This is a genomic window from Nocardioides mangrovicus (assembly GCF_003674065.1).
In the GTDB taxonomy this organism is placed as follows: domain Bacteria; phylum Actinomycetota; class Actinomycetes; order Propionibacteriales; family Nocardioidaceae; genus Marmoricola; species Marmoricola mangrovicus.
This window is the reverse complement of the sequence record NZ_RDBE01000010.1, coordinates 1,014,487-1,036,910: the sequence shown is the minus strand read 5'-3', so window position 1 is coordinate 1,036,910 and position 22,424 is coordinate 1,014,487. Positions and strand designations below refer to the sequence as shown.

The following is a 22,424-nucleotide window of genomic DNA, read 5'->3' as shown; positions in this document are numbered from 1 at the left end:
GCTTGCACACGGCCACGGACGCCCAGTCGTCGTTCCACATATCAGGTTCCCCCTAGAAGTTCGTTCCCCTGGGGAGAAGTCTTCGCGATTTACGAGACCGGTCGTAGAGCACGAACTCATCAATCTCCGATGACCCGATATGACTAGGCCGTCCGGGCCGTTCAGCGGGATCCACCACCGGGCACCTATCCTCTGTGCTATGCCAGCGTCGCGCCCGGGTCCTCAGCACACTCCGGGCACCGAGGCCATGGCCGACGAGCGCCTCGACGCGACCAAGGTCGTCTCCCACGTGGGCGTGATGATCGCGGTCTCGGTGGTCCTCGGTCTCCTGGTCGGCGGCCTGGCCATCCCGTTCGCCGGCGCCCTGGGCATCGCCAGCACCTCGGCGGCCAAGAGCCTGGACGACCTGCCCGTGCAGCTGCAGACCAGCGCCCTGCCCCAGCGCACCCGCATGCTGGCCAGCAACGGCCAGACGATCGCCACGTTCTACGACGAGAACCGCACCAACGTCTCCCTCGACCAGATCGCGCCGATCATGCGCACCGCGATCGTCTCCATCGAGGACTATCGCTTCTACCAGCACGGCGCGCTGGACCTGAAGGGCACGCTGCGCGCGTTCGTCACCAACAGTGGCAGCAGCGGCGTCGTGCAGGGCGGCTCCTCGATCACCCAGCAGCTGGCCAAGCTGACGCTGCTGCAGGACTCCCAGACGGCCTCCGAGCGCAAGGCGGCCACCGCCGACACCTACCAGCGCAAGATCGCCGAGCTGCGCCACGCCATCGCCTTCGAGCAGCACCACTCCAAGGACTGGATCCTCAACCGCTACCTCAACATCGCCTACTTCGGCGACGGCGCGTACGGCATCCAGGCCGCCTCGCGCCACTACTTCAACGTCGACGCCAAGAACCTCAACCTGCGCCAGGCCGCGCTGCTGGCCGGGCTGGTGAAGAACCCGGTGGGCTACGACCCCACCAACAACCCCGCGGCGGCCAAGACGCGCCGCGACATCGTGCTGGACCGGATGGCCCAGCTCCACAAGATCACCACCGAGAAGGCCGAGACGGTCAAGAAGCGGCCGGTCGGGCTCAACCTGACGCCGTCGAGCAACGGCTGCGCGTCCTCGGACTACCCCTTCTTCTGCGACTACGCCTACCGCTACCTGCTCACCGACCCTTCGCTCGGCAAGACCGTCGAGGACCGCAAGGAGCTCATCTACGCCGGCGGGCTGACCATCAAGACCACGATCGACCCGCGCTACCAGAAGGCCGCCGACAACGCCGTCTCCGCCCACGTCAAGGCCACCGACCAGGCCATCGGCGCGGTGGCGATGGTCGAGCCGGGCACCGGTCAGGTGCGGGCGATCTCGCAGTCGCGGCCGATGGGTCGCAACGGCTCGCTGGGTCAGACCTACCTGAACTACGTGGTGCCCAGCAGCCTGGGCGACTCCGGCGGTTTCCAGGCCGGCTCGACCTTCAAGCTGTTCGTGCTCGCGGCAGCGCTGGGCCAGGGCCTCTCGCCGTACACGTCGATCAACTCCCCCGCCGCGCTCAAGGTCGCGTTGAACTCCTACGAGACCTGCAGCGGCCCCTACACCAGCAGCGAGGACTTCACCTTCCACAACTCAACCGACAGCGGCCGGATGAACATGTACACCGGCATGCAGCTCTCGGTGAACACCTTCTTCGTCCAGCTGGAGCAGCGCACCGGCCTGTGCGAGCCGTGGACGCTGGCGAAGAAGATGGGCGTGAACCTGACCGTCAAGCCGACGCCGGCCTTCACGCTGGGCGTCAACAGCGTCAGCCCGCTGGAGATGGCCGAGGCCTACGCCACGGTCGCGGCCCGCGGCAACCACTGCAAGGCGACGCCGGTCACCGAGATCCTCAACTCCGACAACAAGGAGTTCAAGAAGTACTCCTCGGACTGCGACCAGGTGATGACCCAGAGCACCGCCGACCGGATCGCCGACATCCTCAAGGGCGTGATGACCGGCCGTGGCTTCGGTGCGGCCCTGGCCATCGACAAGGAGTCGGCGGGCAAGACCGGCACCACCCAGGACAACAAGGCGGTGTGGTTCGACGGCTTCACCCCGGCGATCGCCACGGTCGCGATGGTGGCCGGCGCCAACCAGCAGGGCACCCCGATCACCCTGAACGGCCAGTCCGTCGGCGGCGAGATCATCGGCACCGCGCACGGCTCCACCGTCGCGGGCCCGATCTGGGGCGACACCATGAAGGCCATCCAAGACCTGCTGCCCGACGAGTCGTTCGTCGAGCCCACCAACGACTACGGCTCCACGCAGGGCTTCAACAACCCGACGTCGGCCACCACCGGCAACGGCGGCCAGGCGCAGACCCAGGTGGCGGCACCCAAGCCGCGCAAGCACCGGGGACACGGCGACGGGCACGGGCCGCGCCCGCGCCACTGACCGCCGGCTGCTGAGGTCCGGTCAGCCGAGCTGGCGGCGCACCTCGGCGGCGACGGCCGCGCCGTCGGCGCGACCCTTGATCTGCGGCGAGACGACACCCATGACCTTGCCCATGGCCCGCGGCCCGTCACCGGCGACGCCGAGGTCGGCGATGGTCGACGTCACCAGGTCGCGGATCTCCTCCTCGCCCAGCTGCGCGGGCAGGTAGTCGGCGATCACGCCGGCCTCGGCCCGCTCCTTGGCCGCGCTCTCCTCGCGCCCGGCGGCGTCGAAGGCCTCGGCGGCCTCGCGGCGCTTCTTGGCCTCGGTGGTCAGCACGCCGAGGATGTCGTCGTCGGAGAGCTTGCGCGCGGCCTTGCCCGCCACCTCGGCGTTGGTGACGGCGGTGAGCACCATCCGCAGCGTGGAGGCGCGCAGCGAGTCACGCGCCTTCATCGAGGTGGTGAGGTCGGCGCGCAGGCGGTCCTTGAGCTCGGACATAGCTGCCATTGTGGCAGCCTGGCCGGGTGACGAGCCGACCGCTGCGCACCGCTGGCGCCACCATCGGCGCCCTGGCCGCGGTCGGGGCGCTCGGCGTGGGCTACGCCGCCGGGATCGAGGTCCGCAGCTTCACGCTGCGGCGCGTGGAGATCGAGTGCCTGCCGCGCGGCCACCGGCCGATCCGGGTGCTGCACCTCTCCGACCTGCACATGACGCCGAGCCAGCACCGCAAGCAGCGATGGCTGCGATCGTTGGCCGACCTGGCCCCCGACCTGGTCGTCGACACCGGCGACAACCTGGCCCACCGGCGCTCGGTGCCGGTGGTGCTCGACGCCCTCGGCGAGCTGCTCAACGTGCCCGGCGTCTTCGTGTTCGGCTCCAACGACTACTTCGCCCCGACGCTGCGCAACCCGGCGCGCTACCTGTTCGGCGACAGCAGCCAGTGGCGCACCCCGACCCCGCGGCTGCCGGCCGACGACCTGCGGGCGGCGATGGTCGAACGCGGCTGGCTCGACCTGACCAACACCTCGGGCACCCTCGAGGTCGCCGGCACCCAGATCGCCTTCGCCGGCGTCGACGATCCGCACCTGGACTACGACGACCTCAGCACGGTGCCGCCCGCGCCGGTCGACGCCGACCTGCGCGTCGGCGTCACCCACGCGCCCTACCTGCGGGTGCTCGACCGGTTCGCCGACGACGGCTACGACGTGACCTTCGCCGGTCACACCCACGGCGGTCAGCTGTGCCTGCCCGTCAAGGGCGCCCTGGTCACCAACTGCGACCTCGAGCCCGCCCGCGCGAAGGGCCTGCACCGCCATCCGGCCGCCTCGGCGCCCGGCGACCCGGGCTCGTCCTGGCTCCACGTCTCGGCCGGCGCCGGCACCTCTCCGTACGCACCGGTCCGCTTCTGCTGCCGCCCGGAGGCCACCTTGGCCACGCTGGTGCCGGTGCGGGAGGTCGGCGTACGCGCCCCCCTGCGGGCCGTGGCCTGAGCCGTTTTCGCCCCGCGCTCCCCGCCCGGTACAGTGGCCGACGCATCCGGGCTGTGGCGCAGCTTGGTAGCGCGCCTCGTTCGGGACGAGGAGGCCGCAGGTTCAAATCCTGTCAGCCCGACCACCTGATGCACTGAGAGACTCCCGGTCGCCGTCGTGCGGCCGGGAGTCCTTCACGTCAGGCCGAGCTCAGTCCAACGGGTTGGCGCGCAGGAAGCGCACCTCCTCGTTGTCCAGGCGCGCCTGCACCCGGCGCAGGACGATGTCGTCGATGCGCTGCTCGTCGCGCAGCTCGAGCAGCGCTTCGCGGCGGCGCCCGATGAGGGCGAGCGAGAGGGTGGCGTACTGGCTGTGGTGCTCCAGGACGGGGTCGTCCGGCATACCGACGGTGGCGGCCAGCAGCGTGCGCTGCTTGTCCAGCTCGTAGCGCACCCGCGCCACCACCCGCTCGCCGCTGCCGAGCTCGGCGGCGGTGCTGTCGAGGACGTCGGCGGCGGTCTGGAGCATGTACTCCTCGGCCAGCTGCACCTCGTCGTCGACCGAGGTGTCCACCGGCAGCCGAGCGAAGCGCACCACCGCGGGAAGCAGGAGCGCCTGGAGCAGGGTGAGCACGATGACCCCGCAGGCCACGACGACCATGAGGTCGCGGTCGGGGAACGGCAGGCCCGAGTCGAGCGTGTGCGGCACGGCCAGCACGGCCGCCAGCGAGACGGCGCCACGGAAGCCGGCGATCGCGTTGACCGTGCGCTGGCGGGCGGGCACCCGTCGGAGGCGCTGCGCGGGGCGGCGGTCGACCAGCCGGATCAGGTAGGGCGTGGTGTAGAGCCAGACCCAGCGGACCGCGACGACGACGGCCGTGACGACGAGGACGTCGGCGAGCGCCCGCATCGCCGAGGCGCTGCTGAGCCCGCGGACCGCCGACTGGGCCGAGAGCCCGACGAGCACGAACAGCGCGCTGCTGAGGACCGTGGTCGACAGCGCCCAGAACGGCAGCACGATCTGGCGGGTGACGGCGCTGGTGATCCGCGGCGTCACCTGGCTCATGAAGAGCCCGCAGACCACGACGGCGAGCACGCCCGAGGCGTCGACGGCGTCGGCCAGCAAGAACGCGGCGAACGGCGTGACGAGCATGGCGATGCTCTCCAGCATCGGGTCGTCCATGCGACGCCGCAGCTGCCAGCTGAGCAGGCCCACCAGCGCGCCGGAGAGCACGCCGCCGCCGTAGGCGAGCACGAGCAGCCACGACACGTGCCATCCGGTGAGCTGCTCCTCGCCGACCGTCACGCCCACGGCGAGGCCGTAGAGCACCAGGGCCGTGCCGTCGTTGACGAGGCTCTCGGCCCGCAGCACGGTGACGGTGCGCCGCGGCAGGTCGCGGGCCAGCACCCCGACGGCGGTCGCGTCGGTGGGGGCGAGCGCGGCGCCGAGCACCCAGGCCGGACCCCACTCCAGGCCGAGCCAGTGCGCGGCCACGGCCACCGCCGCGGCGGTGGCCACCACGAGCGCGGTGCTGGTGAGGACGACGACGCGCAGGTTGTTGCGGATCTCGCGCAGCGAGGTGGTCAGGCTCTCCCAGTACAGCAGGGCGGGGAGGAAGAGCAGCAGCACGACCTCCGGCGGCAGCTGGGCGGCGCGCAGGTGCGGCACGAATCCCACCAGCACGCCGAGCACCACGAGCACGATGGCCGGTGCGATCGGGTAGCGGCGGGCGAGCGCACCGGCCATGACCAGCGCGACGCCGAGCACGACGACGATCTCCAGTCCCAGCACGTGCCTATCCTCACCGAGCACGGGCCCGGTCGACCACCGCTCCCGCACGCGGCGCTCCCACGGCACGCGGTGCCTAGCCTGGGCCCATGATCACCTGCGTCGTCGACTACACCATCGACCCGGAGCAGACCGAGGCGTTCGAGGCGTTCGCGCGCGAGTGGATCCGGTTGGTCAACTCCCGAGGCGGCACCCACCACGGCTACTTCCTGCCGGCCGAGGGCGCCAGCGACAAGGCGATGGCGTTGTTCAGCTTCGAGTCCCTGGCCGCCTACGAGGAGTACCGCCGGGGCTTCGGTGTCGATCCCGAGTTCGTCGCCGCCGACGAAATTCGCGACCGCAGCGGCTGCGTCGTGCGCTACGAGCGGTCCTTCATGCGTCCGTTGCTGGCGTGAACCGGCATGCTCGGGTGGCGAGGCGCGGTGGCTCTCACGTCGCCGGCCGCGACCGCCGAGCAGCAGCGACCCGTCCGGGGCCGACCCGCACGACCGAGGCAACGCCGCACGACGCGGCGAGGACCGCCGTGACCGCAGCCAGCACGAAGCCGGTCGACAGCGAGTCGAGCCCACCGAGCGCCCCCACCCCGGCCGACCCGGCGGCCTGCCCCGCCGTCAGCATGACGAAGAGGACGGACGTGCCGGTCGCCGCGCGGTGCTCGAGGGTCTGCGCGGCCCAGGCGATCAGAGCCGACGTCGCCGCCACGAAGGCCCAGCCGAAGAGCAGACAGGCGGCGACGGCGAGGCTCGCGTGGCCACCCGTCGCCGCGAGCAGCCCGGTACTCACGGCCACCCCGGCTGCGGTGAGCGCCCACGCACCGCCCGGACGCAGGCGCGCGAGGAACCCGGCGGTGAGGACGGTGGCGGTGCCACCGACCCCGATGCCCATCCAGCCCAGGATCGCCCCTGTGTGGCCCACCCCGGCGTCGCCGATCTCGGTGCGGCCGTAGGTCCACACCGCAGCGGAGGCGATACCGAGCAGGAAGGCCGCCGTGACGGGCACCCGCAGGGCGATCAGGGCGATGGGCCCGGGGCCCTCGGTCGCCTTGGTGGCCGGCTGCGACGTCGAGTGCGACAGCGCCAGCACGGCGCAGCCGGCAGCGACGGTGAACACCGCACCGATGAGGAACCCCCAGCGCCAGTGCGGGAGCACGACGAGCGCGACGAGCCCGGCCAGCACCAGACCGGGCCCGGTCCCGGAGTTGACCACCGCCTGCACCCGGTCGCGCCGGCGGGCCGCGACGTGGCGGGCCACGACGGCCACCAGGGCCGGGGAGGCGAGCCCGGCGCCCGCTGAGCCCACGACGGCGGCCGGCACGAACTCCGCGACACCGGGCGCCACCGCCATGCCCAGCGCGCCGAGCGACCCGGCCAGCAAGGCCGCCGCCACCAGCGAGCGGGGATGCCGGTCGGCCGCTGCGGCGACGAGAGCCCCGACGCAGTAGGCGATCGAGGCGCCCGACGAGATGACTCCGGCGGCCGCCGAGCCCAGGTCGAGCGAGGCGCTCAGGTCGGGCAGGAACAGCCCGTAGGCGAGCCGCACGAGGCCGTAGGTGCCGGCGATCAGGCACGTGCCGGCGAGTGCGAGGGCGGTATCCCCGTCGCGCCAAAACGATAACGTACGTTTCACTTTGCCAGCATATGCTGATTCCGTGGCGACGCGGAAGAGCACCCAGACGCGACTCCTCGACGCCGCCGACGAGCTGCTCTTCACCGACGGCGTGCTCGCCACTCCCGTCGACGCCGTGCTCGCGCGCGCCGGCGTCTCACCGGCCACGCTCTACCGCGCCTACGGCAGCAAGGACGGTCTGGTCGCGGCCGCGCTCGAGCGGCGCCAGCGCGACTGGCTGGCCGTGTGGGACCGGCTCGCGGACGCCGCCGACGACGACCGGTCGCGGTTGCTGAGCGTCTTCGACGCGTTGGACCACTTCCGCGACCGGCCGCACCTCGCGCGCTGGTGCGCCTTCCTCGGCACCGCGGCCGAGTACGCCCACGCTCCGCCGGTGGTCGCGGCGGCGATCCGGCAGGACACCGACGCGATGCGCGAGCGGCTGAGCGCCTTCGCCGGGCCGCTGGCCGGCGCGCGGGCCGCCGCGCTCGCCGAGCAGCTGCTGCTGATCGTCTCCGGCGACCTGGCCATGCGGCTGCGCGCAACCACGCTGACCGACAGCCGTGCGGCCCGCTCGGTGGCCGCGGCCGTCATCGCCGCCTTCGAGCAGGACGGAGTGGACTCAACCCCGGGCTGAGGCCCGGTCGGCGATCAATGCTCCGCGGGCTCAGGCCCAGGGCACCAGCAGCTGCTTCGTGGCGTCGGTGAGGGCGGACTGCAGCAGCGGGCCGAAGGTGATCCGGCCGACACCCAGCCGCGCGAACCGGGCGAGGTCGTGGTCGACCGGGTGCGCGGTGCAGTTGACCGGCACGGAGACCGCGGCCACCACCCGCTCGATGAGGGCGTCGTCGTTCTGGATGCGCACCGGATAGACGCTGTCGGCGCCGGCCTCGACCAGCGCCTGCAGCCGCTCGAGCGCCTCGTCGGCGACGGCGTGGGCGTCGTCGGCGTGCAGGAAGAGGTCGGTGCGGCCGTTGATCCACACCGGGACACCGGCCTCGTCGGCCGCGGCGCGCACTCCGGCGATGTAGTCGGCGTGCTCAGCCGTCGTGCGGACCCGGCCGCCCTCGGAGTGCACGGTGTCCTCGATGTTGAGGCCCACCCCGCCCGCCTCGAGCAGACCCGCGACGACCTCGTCCGGGGCGCGGCCGTAGCCGGCCTCGAGGTCGACCGAGACCGGGATTCCCTGCTCGCCGACGGCGGCGACGATCGGTGCCACCGCGGCGACGACCTCCTCGAGCGTCTGCCCCTCGTGGTCGGCGGCGCCGCGGGAGTCGGCCAGCGGGTGGCTGCCGATCGTCAGTGCCGCGAAACCTGCGTCGACCGCCACCTTCGCCGACCACACGTCCCACACGGTCGGGAGCACGAGCGGGGTGTGCTCGCGGTGGAGCCGGGCGAGGGCGTGGGCGCGGTCGATGAGCCTCTGGTCAGCCATGACCTCAGCCTAGAGAGACTCACCCGGCGGCCAGCGCCGCCTTCATCTGGGTGATCTGCTCGCTCTGGGAGTCGATGATGCTGCGGGCCAGGGCGACCGCGGCCTTGCTCTCGCCCTTCTTCACCTCGGTACGCGCCATGGTCAACGCCCCCTGGTGGTGCTCGATCATCATCGTCAGCCACTTCTCGTCGAAGGCCGCTCCGGTCAGGGTCCGCAGGCTCGTCATGTCCGCGGCCGACATCATCCCGGGCATGTCGTGGTGGCTCATGCCGCTCATCGAGCCGGTGCTCGGCACCTTCTCGCCCCACGACCGCAGCCAGCCGGACATCTTCGTGATCTCGGGGGCCTGGGCGGCCTCGATCGTGGCGGCGAGCTTGGTCACCGCGGGGTCCGCGCCCTTGCCGGCCACCAGCTTCGCCATGGTCACCGCCTGGCGGTGGTGAGGGATCATCTGGGTCGCGAACTCGACGTCCGCCGAGTCGTGACTGGCGTGACTGGCGTGGCTGCCGGAGCCGCAGCCGGCCATGAGCAGCAGGGCGGCGAGCACGACGGGCAGCAGGACGGGCAGGGTGATACGTGAACGCATGGCGGGTTCCTCTCGGGGGATGGGCATGACTGATGGGTCCGTGACGAGCACGAACCGATCAGCAGCGGCACACCCCGAGCGCGAGCAGGTCGGGCGAGCGCGCCCGCGGTACGGCGAGCGACACGAACTCCGCCCGCGTCACGAGGCCGTCGGAAGACGTCGAGACGCGGCGCCAGCAGCCGAGCACCACGCCGGCCGCCACCAGCAGCGCGACGCACAGCCCCATGGCCATGGCGTCGCCGTGGGACGGCGTGGGTGCGCGGATCATCTCGACCGGGGCGGCGGGGGCGACAGGGGCGGCCGCGTCATGACTCATGGAGTGGCTCATCGCCATGCCGGAGGGCCCCGTCGTGCCGTGGTCGGAGAGCCCGTGCATGGCGAACACCCCAGCGAGGGCGAGGGCGAGCGGCAGCCATCGCACCGCGGCCCCGATCGCACCCCACCTCATCGCCGACCACGGTATCCGGCGCACGTGACAGCGTGGTGACACCGGCGGTGGTGTCTGCCATCATCAGGTTTCCTGTCCTTTCCTTCCCACTGTCGCGAGGAGCCCGGATGAGCGTCGTATGGACCCCACCGGACGACGTCCTCGACACGACCCGGATCGGCGTGTTCGCCCAGCGCTGCGGCCTGCGGACCCACGAGGAGCTGTGGCGCTGGTCGGTCGAGGAGCCGGAGGCGTTCTGGTCGACGGTGGCCGACGCCCTCGGCGTGCGCTTCCACCAGCAGCCGACCGCGGTGCTCACCGGCACGATGCCCGAGGCCCGCTGGTTCGACGGCGCCACGCTCAACTACACCGAGCACGCGCTGGGCACCGACGACGACCTCGACCGGCCCGCGATCCTCGGCCGCTCCCAGACCCGCGAGGACGTCGACCTCACCTTCGGCGAGCTGCGCGACCAGGTGGCGCGGGCCCGCCGCGTCCTGAGCGACCTCGGCGTCGGCCGGGGCGACCGCGTGGTCGCCTACCTGCCCAACGTGCCCGAGACCGTCGTGGCCTTCCTGGCCACCGCCAGCCTGGGCGCGATCTGGGCCAGCTGCGCGCTGGAGTTCGGCGCGCGCAGCGTGATCGACCGGTTCGGCCAGGTCGACCCGGTCGTGCTGGTGGTGGCCGGCGGGTACCGCTACGGCGCCAAGGACGTCGACCGTGGCGAGCAGGTGCGCGAGGTACGCGCGGCGCTGCCGAGCCTGCGGCACGTGGTCGACATCGGCTACGGCGGCTTCCGGGTGGCCGGGGCAGAGCTCTGGGCCGATCTGCTCGACGCGGCCGAGCCGCTCCCGGGCGCCGAGCCGGTCGCCTTCGACCACCCGCTCGCGGTGCTGTTCTCCTCGGGCACCACCGGCCGGCCCAAGCCCATCGTGCACGGCCACGGCGGCATCGTCGTCGAGCACCTGAAGAACCACGCGCTGTCCTGGGACCTCGGCCCCGACGACACCCTGCTCTGGTACTCCACGACCGCCTGGATGATGTGGAACGCACTGGTCTCCGGGCTGCTCACCCGCACCACGATCGTCACCCTCGACGGCCACCCCAGCCACCCCGACCTGCTGTGGCAGTGGCGGCTGGCCGAGGCCACCGGCACCACGATGATGGGCGCGGCCCCCGGCTTCGTCATGGCCTGCCGCGCCGCCGGCGTCGACCTCTCCGGGCTCGACCTGCGCATCCGTACCGTCGGCTCGGCGGGCTCACCGCTGCCGCCGGAGGGCTACGCCTGGCTCTACGAGCAGCTCGGCGGGGAGGTCTTCCTCAACGTCGGCAGCGGCGGCACCGACGTGTGCAGCGGGCTGGTGCAGGGCGACCCGCTGCTGCCGGTCCGGGCGGGGCGCATCTCCGGGCGCGCCCTCGGTGTCGACGCCCACGCGTGGGACGAGGCCGGCCACGAGGTGATCGGCGAGCCGGGCGAGCTGGTCATCACCTCCCCGCTGCCCTCGATGCCCGTGGGACTGTGGGGCGATGAGTCCGGCGAGCGGCTGCGCGAGTCGTACTTCTCCACCTATCCCGGCGTGTGGCGCCACGGCGACTGGATCGTCTTCGAGCCCGACGGCAGCTGCGTGGTGACCGGCCGCTCCGATGCCACCCTCAACCGTGGTGGCGTCCGGCTGGGCACAGCGGAGTTCTACCGCGTGGTGGAGGAGATGCCGCCGGTCGCCGACAGCCTGGTGGTGCACCTGGAGGACCCGGCCGGCGGCAACGGCGAGCTGCTGCTCTTCGTCGCCCTCGCCGACGACGCCGCGCTCGACCAGGAGCTGCGGGATCAGATCACGAAGGAGCTGCGCACCGCGCTCTCGCCGCGCCACGTGCCCGACCGCATCGAGCAGGTGCCGGCGGTGCCGCGCAACCTGACCGGCAAGAAGCTCGAGCTCCCGGTCAAGCGGATCCTGCAGGGCAAGCCCCTCGACGAGGTCTCGGGACCCGACACCCGCGCCGTGCTCGAGCCGTTCGTGGCGATGGCGCGATGAGCCCGATCAGCACGGTCGCGGTGATCGGCACCGGCGCGATCGGCACGAGCTGGGTGCAGCTCGCGCTGGAGCACGGGTTCGTCGTGCACGCCAGCGACCCCGCCCCGCGCGAGATGCCCGACGGCACCGTGTTCTTCGACGATCCCGGCGAGGCGGTGGCCGAGGCCGACCTGGTGATCGAGTGCGGTCCGGAGCGGGTGGACCTCAAGCGCGAGCTGTTCGCCCAGCTCGACGCCGCCGCCCGGCCCGACGTCGTGCTGGCCAGCAGCTCCTCGGGCATCGGACCCAGCCAGTTCCAGGACGCCTGCGCCCATCCCGAGCGGGTGCTGGTGGCCCACCCGTTCAACCCGCCGCACCTGATCCCGCTGGTGGAGGTGGTCGGCGGCCGGCTCACCTCCGAGGCCGCGATCGAGACCACGATGAGCGCCATGCGCGACCTCGGCCGCCGCCCGGTGCGGGTGAACATGGAGCTGCCCGGACACGTGGTGAACCGGCTGCAGGCGGCGCTGTGGCGCGAGGCGTACGACCTCGTCGGCCGCGGCGCGATCTCGGTGGCCGACCTCGACGCCGCCGTCGCCTACGGTCCCGGGCTGCGCTGGGCCCTGCTCGGGCCGATCGCCACCCAGGCGCTCTCGGGCGGGGAGGGCGGGCTGGCGCACGTGCTCGAGCACCTCGGGCCGCCGACGTACGGCTGGTGGGAGACGCTGCGCACCCCGGAGGTGACCCCCGAGCTGGAGCGGGCGCTGGTCGAGGGCGTCGAGGCCGAGCTGGCCGGGCAAGACGACGTGCGCGAGCGACGCGACGCCGCCCTCGCGGCCCTGGCCGCGCTCAAGCAGGAGTACGGGCTGTGATCGACCGCGGCGTCGGGTCGTGGCCGGCCCGGCGTGCCCGGATGACCCCGGACGCCGTCGCCCTGGTGCAGGACGACCGCGAGACCACCTACGCCGAGCTCGAGCACCGCTCGCTGCGGCTGGCCCGCGGGCTGCGGGCCCGCGGCGTCGGGCGCGGCGACCGGGTGGCCTTCCTGGGCCTGAACTCACCGGCGCTGGTGCTGGCCATGTTCGCCACCGCCCGGCTCGGCGCGGTGTTCTTGCCGCTCAACACTCGCCTCGCGGCCCCGGAGCTGGCGTACGTGCTCGAGGACAGCGGAGCCCGGCTGCTGTTGCTGGAGGAGGGGTTCGAGGCGACCGCACCCGACGTCGTCGGGTTCGCCCGCGGCGAGGGCCTGAGCGCGCTCGAGGCCGACGGCGAGGCGCTCGAGGAGGTCGTCGAGCTCGACGACCTCTTCATGATCCAGTACACCTCCGGCACCAGCGGCCGCCCCAAGGGCGTGATGCTGACGCACGGCAACATCACCTGGAACGTCTACAACCTGCTGGTCGACGTCGACCTGGCCAGCGACGAGCGCTCGCTGGTCACCGCTCCGCTCTTCCACACCGCCGCGCTCAACCAGGTGCTGTTCCCGACGCTGCTCAAGGGCGGCACCTGCCTGATCGAGGAGCGCTTCGACCCCGCCCGGGCGCTCCGGCTCATCGACGACGGCCGGGTCACGGTGCTCTTCGGGGTCACCTCGATGTACCTGGCCATCCAGAACCAGCCCGGCTTCGCCGAGGCCGACCTCTCCGGCCTGCGGCACGCGCTCTCGGGCGGCGCTCCGATCCCCGAGTCGCTGCTGCGCACCTGGGCCGAGCGCGGCGTCGGCATCATCCAGGGCTACGGCCTCACCGAGAGCTCCCCCGGCGCGACGATGCTGCGCGCGGTCGACACCGTCCGCAAGGCGGGCACCGCCGGCACCGCCTGCTTCTTCACCGACGTCCGCGTCGCCCGGCCCGACCTCGCGGGCGTCGACGTCGGCGAGCCGGGCGAGGTGCTGGTCTCGGGGCCCAACGTCACCCCCGGCTACTGGCGCAACCCGGAGGCCACGGCGGCCGCGTTCAGCGACGTCGGCGGCGAGGCCTGGCTGCACACCGGCGACCTGGCCACCCTCGACGACGAGGGCTACCTGCGCATCGTCGACCGGGTCAAGGACATGTACATCTCCGGTGGCGAGAACGTGTACCCGGCCGAGGTCGAGGCCGCGATCCACCACCACCCGGCCGTCGCCGAGTGCGCCGTGATCGGTGTCGCCGACGAGCGGTGGGGCGAGGTGGGCCGGGCCTTCGTGGTGGTCCGCGAGGGTGAGAGCCTCGACGAGCAGTCGCTGCTGGCGCACCTCGACGGGCGCTTGGCCCGCTACAAGATCCCCCGCTCGGTCGTCTTCTTGACCGAGCTGCCCCACAACGCCTCCGGCAAGCTGCTGAAGAGGGAGCTCAACCGATGACCTACCAGCCCCGCATCGACGTCGACGCGGTCCGTGCCATCGACGTCCACGTGCACGTCGAGGCCGACGAGCACGACCACCTCGCGCTCGACCAGGAGCTGATGGACGCCTCCGCGGCGTACTTCCGCAGCTCGGAGAAGCGGACCCCCACCGTGGCCGACCTCGCCGAACGGTACCGGTCCGCGGGCCTGGCCGCCGTCGTCTTCACCGTCGACGCGACGACCGCCACCGGCCATCCGGCCCTCTCGAGCGAGGAGATCGCCGAGCAGGCCGCCGAGCACGCCGACGTGCTCGTCCCCTTCGGCTCGGTCGACCCCCACCAGGGCCCCGAGGCGGTGGCCCGGGCGCGGCGGCTGGTCACCGACCACGGCGTGCGCGGGTTCAAGTTCCACCCCAGCCTGCAGGCGTTCGCCCCCGACGACCCCGCCTTCCGGCCGCTGTGGGGTGCCATCGAGGAGCTCGGTGTGCCCGCGCTCTTCCACACCGGTCAGAACGGGATCGGCGCCGGGCTCCCGGGTGGTCGCGGCCTGAAGCTGCGCTACTCCAACCCGATCCTGCTCGACGACGTCGCCGCCGACTTCCCGGGCCTCACCGTGATCCTGGCCCACCCCTCCGTGCCGTGGCAGGGCGAGGCCATCTCGATGGCCACGCACAAGGCGAACGTCTACATCGACCTCTCCGGCTGGCGGCCGAAGTACTTCCCGCCCGAGCTGGTGCACGCCGCCGGCCGCATGCTGGCCGGCAAGGTGCTCTTCGGCAGCGACTACCCGCTCATCACCCCGGAGCGCTGGCTGGAGGACTTCGCCGGGCTCGGTGTGCCCGAGGAGCACCACGAGGCGATCTTGAAGCGCACCACGGCGAGGTTGCTGGGGCTGGCAGGATCATCCTCGTGAGCCAGGAGCCGACCCTGCTGTACCTGGTCAAGCAGGTCGAGCTGGCCATCCGCGCCGGCCTCGACGAGCTGGTCCGGCCGGCGGGGCTCACGGCTCTGCAGTACACCGCGCTGACGGTGCTCGAACGTCACCCCGACATGACCTCGGCGCACCTGGCACGGCGCTCGTTCGTCACCGCGCAGAGCATGGCCGACATGGTGACCACGCTGCGCGAGCGCGGCCTGGTCGAGCGGCACCGCGACCCCGACGACCGGCGACGGCTCGTCCTGGCCCTCACCGACGCCGGCAGTGCCCTGCTGACCTCGTTGCGACCGAAGGTCGAGGCGCTCGAGCTGCGCATGGTCGCTGGACTGAGCGCGACCGAAGCGCGCACCCTGGCGGCGTCGATGCGCAGCTGCCGCGAATCACTGGAACCGGGGACCTGACAGATAGTCAGGAAACCTGTACGTTCCTGATGTGACTGACACCACTCTGCCTACGTCAGAGGCTCCCCGCTCGCGCACCCACCTCAACGCCGGCACGCTCGTCGCCGCGGCCGGCGCGGTGGCCGTAGCCCAGATCGGACTCTCGATCCCGGCCGTCATCAACGGCTACATCAACCAGGACCTCCACCTGTCCTCGACCACGCTGACGTGGGTCTCGGACGCCTTCTTGGTCCCGGTGACGCTGCTCGAGCTCAGCTTCGGCGTCGTCGGCGACCTCTTCGGCCGCAAGAACCTGCTGGCCATCGGCGCCTTCTTGATGACCGTCGGCGGCCTGCTGGGCTTCTTCACGCCCGAGGGCAAGGTCGCCATCCTGCTCACCGGCCAGGTCATCGCCGGCATCGGCGCGGCGGCGATCTTCCCGACGTCCGTGGCGATGCTGGCCGCGAGCACCCACACCGTCAAGGACCGTGCGCACGCGCTCTCGATCTGGGCCGCGGCCCTGACCGGCGCCGGCTTCATCTCGCCGGTCATCGCCGGCGTGCTCGCCCGCATCCACCACTCGGGCAGCGAGTTCGCCAGCTGGCGATACGCCTTCTTGGCCATGGCCGTGCTCGCCCTGCTGAGCGGTGTCATCACGCTGCTCGGAGCGCAGAACACCGCCGCCCCCGAGGGCCGGTCCCTGGACTGGCCGGGCCAGGTCACCATCGCGATCGCCCTCTTCGCCCTGCTCTACGCCGTCATCCAGGGCGCCGAGGACGGCTGGGGCAGCGCCACCGTCATCGGCGGCTTCGTGGTCGCCGTGCTCGGCCTGATCGCCTTCGTCGCCATCGAGCGGCGGGTGTCGAAGCCACTGCTCCAGCTCGACCTCTTCAGCAACCGGATGTTCACCGTCTCCGCGGTGGTCACCGTGATCGGCATGTTCGCCTACCTGGGCACGGCGTACACCACTAGCATCCGGCTCTCGGCCATCCAGGAGTACACGCCGCTGAAGACCTCGATCGGGTTCTTCTGCCTCAACGTCATGGGCGTCGTGCTCTTCCCGGTCAGCTCGCGGATGCTGGAGAAGTACAACCCCGGCTGGGTGCTGGCCGGCGGCATGGGCCTGATCGGCATCGGCGACCTCGTGCTCGCCGCCATCCCCGCCACGAACCTGTCCATCGGCGCCGTCGCCGTGCCCCTGCTGGTGATCGGCGCCGGCTTCAAGATCGCGGTCACCTCCATCACCGTGGTCGCGGTCAACAGCGTCCCGACCAACAAGGCCGGCATGGCCAGCGGCGCCACGTCGATGCTGCGCGACCTCGGCCTCACCCTGGGGCCGGCCATCATCGGCGCCATCGCCCTGACCAACGCCGCGAACTCGATCCAGTCCACCCTCGACTCCACGCCCAAGCTCAAGGCCGCCTACGAGGGCCTCCTCGCCGCCGCGAAGGGCAACCCGAAGCTCGAGCCCGTGGCCGGCGCCCTCCAGTCCGGCCCGCTGGGCCAGAACGCGATCCCCAACCCGCCCAACCCGATCAAGGACGTCGCCTTCCACGCCCTCTCCCACGCCTACGGCATCGGCTACCTCGTCTGCGGCATCGCCGCGGTCGTCGCCGCGCTCATCGCCGCCTTCATGCTCGGCGGCCGGGTGCACAACGACGCCTTCGCCGAGGAGATCGACTGACGTCGGGGCGGGCCTCGACGTAGCCGCAGCTGGTGATGTGCCCCGACCGATGAGAATCGGAGCCACCAGCGGTCTCTCCTGCTGCCGATGACGACAGCGAGGGGAAGCAGATGAGCCGGATCAGGGTCCTGGTGAGCGGAGCGAGCATCGCGGGGCCGGCGCTGGCGCACTGGCTGCACCGCCGGGGCGCCGAGGTGACCGTGGTCGAGCAGACGCGCGGGCTTCGTCCGGGCGGGCAGGCGGTCGACGCGCGCGGGGTGGCCAAGGAGGTGATCCGGCGGATGGGGCTGGAGGCGCAGGTGCGCGCGGTCTGCACCGACACCGCGGGCGCATACACGGTGGACGCGGACGGCACGGTGTTGGAGACCTACAGCGCCGAGGACGATGGCGGCGACGGGTTCATCAGCGAGATCGAGGTGCTGCGCGGCGACCTCTCCCAGGTGCTGTACGACGACACCCGCGGCGACGTCGAGTACGTCTTCGGCGACCGCATCGCCGAGCTCTCGCAGGACGACGAGGGCGTCGACGTCACGTTCGTCAGCGGCGAGCGCCGACGGTTCGAGCTCGTCATCGGCGCCGACGGGCTGCACTCCGCGCTGCGGGGGATGGTGTTCGGACCGCGGGAGCGGTTCGTCCGCCACCTGGGCATGGTGCTGGCGTTCTACACGGTGCCCAACGAGTTCGGGATCGACCGGTGGTTGCTCGACTACCGCCACCAGGGCCGCTCCGCCGGGCTGCGACCCGTGCCGGACCCCGCCCGCGCGATCGCCATGCTGTCCTTCCCCTGCCCCGGCTTCGACGTCGACTACCGCGATGTGGTGGCGCAGAAGGGCCTCCTCCGCGAGCAGCTGGCGGGCTTCGGCTGGGAGACCGACCGGATCCTCGCCCACCTCGACGACACCCCCGACTTCTACCTCGACCAGGTCGCCCAGGTGGTGATGGAGCACTGGTCCGAGGGCCGCATCTGCCTGCACGGCGACGCCGCCTTCAGCGCCTCACCGATGTCCGGCGCCGGGACCGGCCTGGCGCTCGTCGGCGCGTACCTCCTGGCCGGGGAGCTGGCCGCGGCTGACTGGGACCCGGCGGCCGGGTTCGCGGGATACGAGCGACGGATGCGTGCCTATGTCGAGGACAACCAGGCGATCGGACGTATGCACGTCGAGATGGTCACCGGTCCCGCCCCGACCGAGCCGCCGAGCGAGGAGGAGATGGCCACCATGATGGCGCTGGTCGAGCGCGCCATCGGCGGCCCGGACCTGCCCGACTACGCCGACCTGCCCGACCTCAAGCCGGCGGGGTAGGGCTGATCTCTTCGCTTCGGCGGTCATGTCGCCGCCTGCGCACGTCCGGGCTCTCTAGGCCGGGCGCATCTCCCCCCATCGTGCTGGCTCCACGGCGTCACGCTACGACGACCCGAGTGCCACACTCGACGCGATGAGCCGCGCCACGGACGGCCCGATGCCGCAAGGCCCGCCCCGGGGGAGCACGCCGTGGGGTGAGTCCGCCGGGCGCGCGGACACCGCGATCGCCTTGCTGATCGGCTTGTGTTTCGCGTACTCGATCGCGCTCTGGCCGCTCGTCCCGGCGCTGATCGGGTCTCATCCGCTGCTGCTGCAGATCATCAGCGGGTCGACCTTGGCCGAGGTGACCGTCGGGGCCCACAGTCGGCTGGGCGAGCTTCCGCTGTGGTGGGCGGTGGTCGCCGGGGTTCCGGGCACGATGATGTTCGACTGGGTGTTCTGGTGGGCCGGGCGGCGGTGGGGCGACCGCGCGCTGCACCTGTTCCTGGGCCGCGACCCTTCCCCGCGAGGCGTGGCCAGACGCGAGCTGCGTTCCGCTCGGCTGGAGCGGATGGCCGAGCGGTTCGGTCCGGTCGCCGTCGTGCTCGCCTACTACCTCCCGCTGCCGTCGCTGCTGATCTATGCAGCCGCCGGCTTGTCGGGGATGCGTCTTCGCACCTTTCTCGCCCTCGACACGATCGGCACCCTGTTGTGGGTCGCCCCGGTCGTCGGCCTGGGCTACGCCATCGGTCAGCCCGCCGTGGACGTCGTCCACCGCATCGACCACTACTCCACGCTCCTCGTCATCGCCGTAGTGGTGGTCGTGGTTGGCATCCAGGCTCGGAGACGCCACAGCGCCTCCACCTGACGATTCGTGAGCCCACGCGGGCGGCAGCACCGTCCACCTCGAGACAGCCACTCACCTCCTGCTGAAGATGACCTTCCCGTGCTTTCCGGTGCGCATCTCGTACGTGGGGTCGTGGGCTCGGGCGTGGTGGTGGGGGCACAGGCTCATGCCGGTCATGTCGGTCATGTCGGTGTGGCCGCCGCGGGACCAGGGTCGGGGGTGGTGGACGTGGCCGCGCCACGCGGGCCAGTCGCAGTCCTGGGCGCGGCAGGTCTTGTCGCGGCGGTGGATGCCGGTGCGCTGGGGACCGTTGTGGAGACGTCGGTCTCGGCCGAGGTCGAGGACTTCGGACTTGCCGCCCAGCACGACGGGGAGGATGCCGGCCTCGCAGGCCATGCGGCGGGCCTCCCGGGCCGGGAGGTCGACGGTGCCGTCGAGGGTCGCGACGCCGGCTTCGGTGAGGCGGGCGGTGAGGTCGTCGAGGCTGAGGTCGACCACGACCCGGGCGGAGACGCCACCGGCGTGGGGCATCTGCCCGGCGGGTAGGCGTTCGAGGAGCTCGCAGAACACCGCCGCCCGACGCTGGGGTGCGTCGAGCCGCTCACCAAGGCCGTCGGTGGCGTCAGCGCCGGTGTGGGTGGCGCGCTGGTGCTTCGGCGCGGCCCAGGCGGTGAGCAGCTTGTCGAGGAGGTGGCCGTGGGGTGCCGTCAGGACGCCCTTGATGGCGTAGGTGCCGTCGCCGCGGTCCCAGAGCTCGAGGCGGCGGCGCTCGATGGCGCGGCGGTACTCGGCGTCGACGGCGGCTGCCTCAGGGGCTTCCGCGCGGTCGGGAGCGACGACGCGGAGCAGGTGACGGCCCAGGCGGCGCAGCTGGTCGGGGTCGTGGTCGGCGCACAGGTCGATCAGGTGTGCCTCGGCCTGGGAGTGCAGCTCGGCCGGGAGATCGGAGGGGAGCTGGTCGAGGGTGGCGACGACGACCTTGGCCTGGGGCTCGGAGAGGTGTCCGTGGGCCATCGCGGTGCGCAGCGGTTCACGGGTGTCGAGGGCGGCGGCCAGGGTGAGGCGGGCACCGCAGGCTCGGGGAGTCTGGCGGGTGGCGCGGACCCAGGCGGTCTTGGCGTCGCGGTCGCGGGTGGCGGTCTGGTGAGCGAGCCGGAGCTCGGTCTCGTCGATGCGGTTGCCGATGCGGTGGACCAGCTCGCGGGCCTCGGTGAGCTCGGCGTCGTCCAGCCCGAACACGGCTGTGTCGGCGTGCTCGTCGAGGGCGGTGTCGACCGTGCGGAGCAGGGTCAACAGTGGGCTGGTCATGGCTCTACTCAAGCCGTGCCCACCGACAGTTTTCTCAGCGTGGTAAGGGTTCTGGGCGTCGAGGCCGGTTCTTTCTGAGATTCTCTGGCCGGCAAGAATCGTCGGTTCGGCAAGGAGGAGGCGCGGGTTTCGAGACGGTCGCGGACGAGCTCCTCAACCAGCGGCCTCACCGCAGGCGCGGGTTTCGACGGTCGCGGGCGACCAGCCAGCGCGGCTAGGCGTCGTCCGCGGCCACCGAGACGAGGTCGTCGTCGGGGGTGGGCTGCTTGGCCACGTGGCGGCCGCGGGTGCGCAGCCTGGCCAGCAGGGGCGGCGACTCCAGGGCCGGGCCGCGGCCGTCGAGGAACACCTCCATCTGCGGCGTCTGCGGGCGGGCGCCGCCGGCGAGGTAGACCGCGATCGCCACGACGGTGCCGACCAGCACGATGACCAGGCTGATCCACAGCACGGTGCGGGTGCCGCCGGCCGAGGAGCCGCCGAGGGCGCTGACGAGGTAGACGAAGATCGGGGCGATCATGAACGCGGCCACGGCCCGCAGCAGCTCCACCATGGCGAAGACGCGCTGCAGCGTGGGCGAGTACTGGGTGAACCCCGCACTGAACAGGGCGGGGGCCACCGTGGCTCCCAGGCCGACGCCGGTCAGACCGGAGCCGACCAGCGCGACCGTGGTGCCGGCCGGCACCTGCAGCATGAACACCACGATGCCGGCGGCCAGGAAGCCCATGCCGATCGGCGGCAGGTAGATCAGCGAGCGCCGCTCGATCACCAGGCCCAGGCAGACCGCGGCGATCAGAGCGCCGGCGAGCTCGGGCAGGTAGAGCAGCCCCGCCTGGAGCGGCCCACGCTCGGCACTGACCAGCGACAGCGTCAGCTCGCCGACCGAGACCGACGCCGCGGCGGCGCACAGCGCGATCGTCAGCCCCGAGATCGGGATGGTGCTGCTCAGCAGCGGGCCCAGCGGCAGCAGCGGATTGGCGCTGCGGACCTGGATCACGATCAGGAGCACGATGATCGCCAGTCCTGCGAAGAGCGGAAGCGCCGTGCGGGTGGACCAGAACGCGTGCGAGGTCAGCTCGGAGGCGCCGTAGAACGCGGCGATGGAGCCGACGGCGGCCAGCAGGATCGCCAGCGGGTCCTTGGGCGCGTCGCGGTTGGCCGGCGGCGTGTGGTCGTAGGTGAGCACGGTGAGCACGAGCGCCGCGACGGCGACGCCGGCCACCACCCAGAGCAGCGGGCGCCACTGGTCGGCGTCGGCCTGGATGCCGCCGATGGTGGGACCCAGGGCGACCGCCCCGAAGATGCAGATGCTCATCGTGACGGAGGTGTAGCGCAGCTTCTCGGGTCCGAAGCCGAGGGCCAGCGGCGGGACGGCCGCGATCAGCAGCAGGCTGGTGGTGAGCCCCTGCAGCACGTGGCCGACGATGAACATCGCGGGGTCGACGGCCGCGGCCAGCAGCACCGAGCCGACCACCGAGAGGGCGGCGTAGGTCACCAGCATGATCCGCTGGGGCAGGTGCTGGGCGAACACGACGGCCAGCACCGTGCCCAGCGCGTACCCCGCGTTGCCCAGGCCCAGGCCGAGCGAGAGCGTCTGGTCGTCCATGCCCAGGTCGCGCGAGATCAGCGGGGCCAGCGGGGAGAGCGCCGAGGACAGCGCGAGATAAGGAACCAGCGCCAGCAGCGCCATGGTGGCGACCGCCGGGTAGCGACCGGCCAACGGACCCGAGGGAAGACTCATGTCACCTTTCCGACCGCCGGCGACGTCGCGTCGGGCCAGCGGTGAAGCGCGCGTCGACGCCCCCGAGGACGCCGTGGATCTGTCTCGTCACGACGCCGGTGTCGCGAGCGGGTGGGGCACCGGGTTCACGGCTGCGTACTCGGGCTCCGACACGACCCAACCCGGCGCGGCCGACGGGCATTCCCCTCGGGCGGCAGCCG

Annotated in this window: 20 protein-coding genes and 1 tRNA gene; 13 read left to right on the top strand and 8 right to left on the bottom strand. The window is 72.1% G+C overall.

Features of this window, described 5'->3' with window-relative positions; translation table 11 throughout:
• Positions 1–199 precede the first annotated feature (199 nt).
• Positions 200–2,425, top strand: a complete 2,226-nt coding sequence (locus D9V37_RS19515; protein ID WP_147456006.1) for a transglycosylase domain-containing protein — start codon at positions 200–202, stop codon at positions 2,423–2,425.
• Between the two features lie 21 nt (positions 2,426–2,446).
• Here the strand turns inward: D9V37_RS19515 and D9V37_RS19510 are convergent, their stop codons facing one another.
• The gene (locus D9V37_RS19510) at positions 2,447–2,905 is read right to left on the bottom strand and encodes a GatB/YqeY domain-containing protein (protein WP_121807746.1); all 459 of its coding nucleotides are present in this window, start codon (positions 2,903–2,905) and stop codon (positions 2,447–2,449) included.
• A 26-nt stretch (positions 2,906–2,931) separates the two neighbouring features.
• On the opposite strand from D9V37_RS19510, the gene D9V37_RS19505 reads away from it, so the two are divergent.
• On the top strand, positions 2,932–3,897 hold the full coding sequence (locus tag D9V37_RS19505) for a metallophosphoesterase (protein ID WP_198412653.1): 966 nt from the start codon (positions 2,932–2,934) through the stop codon (positions 3,895–3,897).
• Positions 3,898–3,944: 47 nt separating this feature from the next.
• Positions 3,945–4,021: transfer RNA gene (locus D9V37_RS19500), tRNA-Pro, on the top strand.
• Positions 4,022–4,086: 65 nt separating this feature from the next.
• Here D9V37_RS19500 and D9V37_RS19495 read toward each other — a convergent pair.
• Positions 4,087–5,667, bottom strand: coding sequence for a Na+/H+ antiporter (locus D9V37_RS19495; RefSeq protein WP_121807745.1), 1,581 nt, complete (start codon positions 5,665–5,667; stop codon positions 4,087–4,089).
• Positions 5,668–5,753: 86 nt separating this feature from the next.
• Here D9V37_RS19495 and D9V37_RS19490 point away from each other — a divergent pair, with 86 nt between their 5' ends.
• Positions 5,754–6,059, top strand: coding sequence for an NIPSNAP family protein (locus tag D9V37_RS19490; protein ID WP_121807744.1), 306 nt, complete (start codon positions 5,754–5,756; stop codon positions 6,057–6,059).
• A gap of 34 nt (positions 6,060–6,093) precedes the next feature.
• On the opposite strand, the gene D9V37_RS19485 is transcribed toward D9V37_RS19490, so the two are convergent.
• Positions 6,094–7,290, bottom strand: coding sequence for an MFS transporter (locus D9V37_RS19485; protein ID WP_158604527.1), 1,197 nt, complete (start codon positions 7,288–7,290; stop codon positions 6,094–6,096).
• Between the two features lie 22 nt (positions 7,291–7,312).
• Between D9V37_RS19485 and D9V37_RS19480 the strand changes: the two genes are divergently transcribed.
• Positions 7,313–7,906, top strand: a complete 594-nt coding sequence (locus tag D9V37_RS19480) for a TetR/AcrR family transcriptional regulator (protein WP_121807948.1) — start codon at positions 7,313–7,315, stop codon at positions 7,904–7,906.
• A gap of 30 nt (positions 7,907–7,936) precedes the next feature.
• Here the strand turns inward: D9V37_RS19480 and D9V37_RS19475 are convergent, their stop codons facing one another.
• Genes D9V37_RS19475 through D9V37_RS19465 form a run of 3 tightly spaced genes read right to left on the bottom strand, consistent with a single transcriptional unit; the run spans position 7,937 to position 9,738 of the window.
• Positions 7,937–8,704, bottom strand: coding sequence for an isocitrate lyase/PEP mutase family protein (locus D9V37_RS19475; protein ID WP_121807742.1), 768 nt, complete (start codon positions 8,702–8,704; stop codon positions 7,937–7,939).
• 19 nt (positions 8,705–8,723) lie between these two features.
• On the bottom strand, positions 8,724–9,290 hold the full coding sequence (locus D9V37_RS19470; protein ID WP_121807741.1) for a DUF305 domain-containing protein: 567 nt from the start codon (positions 9,288–9,290) through the stop codon (positions 8,724–8,726).
• Between the two features lie 58 nt (positions 9,291–9,348).
• Positions 9,349–9,738, bottom strand: coding sequence for a DUF6153 family protein (locus D9V37_RS19465; protein WP_121807740.1), 390 nt, complete (start codon positions 9,736–9,738; stop codon positions 9,349–9,351).
• A gap of 107 nt (positions 9,739–9,845) precedes the next feature.
• Here D9V37_RS19465 and D9V37_RS19460 point away from each other — a divergent pair, with 107 nt between their 5' ends.
• From D9V37_RS19460 to D9V37_RS19425, 8 genes are all read left to right on the top strand, one after another.
• Positions 9,846–11,750, top strand: a complete 1,905-nt coding sequence (locus tag D9V37_RS19460; RefSeq protein WP_121807739.1) for an acetoacetate--CoA ligase — start codon at positions 9,846–9,848, stop codon at positions 11,748–11,750.
• A complete protein-coding gene (locus D9V37_RS19455; protein ID WP_121807738.1) occupies positions 11,747–12,601 on the top strand; it encodes a 3-hydroxyacyl-CoA dehydrogenase NAD-binding domain-containing protein in 855 nt (284 codons plus the stop codon). Before D9V37_RS19460 ends, D9V37_RS19455 begins: the two co-directional genes overlap by 4 nt.
• The gene (locus D9V37_RS19450) at positions 12,598–14,070 is read left to right on the top strand and encodes an acyl-CoA synthetase (protein ID WP_121807737.1); all 1,473 of its coding nucleotides are present in this window, start codon (positions 12,598–12,600) and stop codon (positions 14,068–14,070) included. Before D9V37_RS19455 ends, D9V37_RS19450 begins: the two co-directional genes overlap by 4 nt.
• Complete coding sequence (locus tag D9V37_RS19445; protein ID WP_121807736.1) at positions 14,067–14,963, top strand: amidohydrolase family protein; 897 nt, start codon at positions 14,067–14,069, stop codon at positions 14,961–14,963. The genes D9V37_RS19450 and D9V37_RS19445 overlap by 4 nt, the downstream gene beginning before the upstream one ends.
• Entirely contained in the window at positions 14,960–15,388 is a 429-nt protein-coding gene (locus D9V37_RS19440) for a MarR family winged helix-turn-helix transcriptional regulator (RefSeq protein ID WP_121807735.1), read from the top strand. The genes D9V37_RS19445 and D9V37_RS19440 overlap by 4 nt, the downstream gene beginning before the upstream one ends.
• A gap of 31 nt (positions 15,389–15,419) precedes the next feature.
• Positions 15,420–17,051, top strand: a complete 1,632-nt coding sequence (locus D9V37_RS19435; protein ID WP_232525026.1) for an MFS transporter — start codon at positions 15,420–15,422, stop codon at positions 17,049–17,051.
• A gap of 110 nt (positions 17,052–17,161) precedes the next feature.
• On the top strand, positions 17,162–18,352 hold the full coding sequence (locus D9V37_RS19430; RefSeq protein WP_198412652.1) for an FAD-dependent monooxygenase: 1,191 nt from the start codon (positions 17,162–17,164) through the stop codon (positions 18,350–18,352).
• A 133-nt stretch (positions 18,353–18,485) separates the two neighbouring features.
• Entirely contained in the window at positions 18,486–19,199 is a 714-nt protein-coding gene (locus D9V37_RS19425) for a DedA family protein (protein ID WP_121807734.1), read from the top strand.
• A gap of 51 nt (positions 19,200–19,250) precedes the next feature.
• On the opposite strand, the gene D9V37_RS19420 is transcribed toward D9V37_RS19425, so the two are convergent.
• Both D9V37_RS19420 and D9V37_RS19415 read right to left on the bottom strand, forming a co-directional pair.
• Positions 19,251–20,486 (bottom strand): HNH endonuclease signature motif containing protein, encoded by a 1,236-nt coding sequence (locus D9V37_RS19420; RefSeq protein WP_121807733.1) that lies wholly within the window; start codon positions 20,484–20,486, stop codon positions 19,251–19,253.
• A 214-nt stretch (positions 20,487–20,700) separates the two neighbouring features.
• Positions 20,701–22,224: an MFS transporter gene (locus D9V37_RS19415; RefSeq protein ID WP_121807732.1), complete on the bottom strand. Its 1,524-nt coding sequence runs from the start codon at positions 22,222–22,224 to the stop codon at positions 20,701–20,703.
• Positions 22,225–22,424 lie beyond the last annotated feature (200 nt).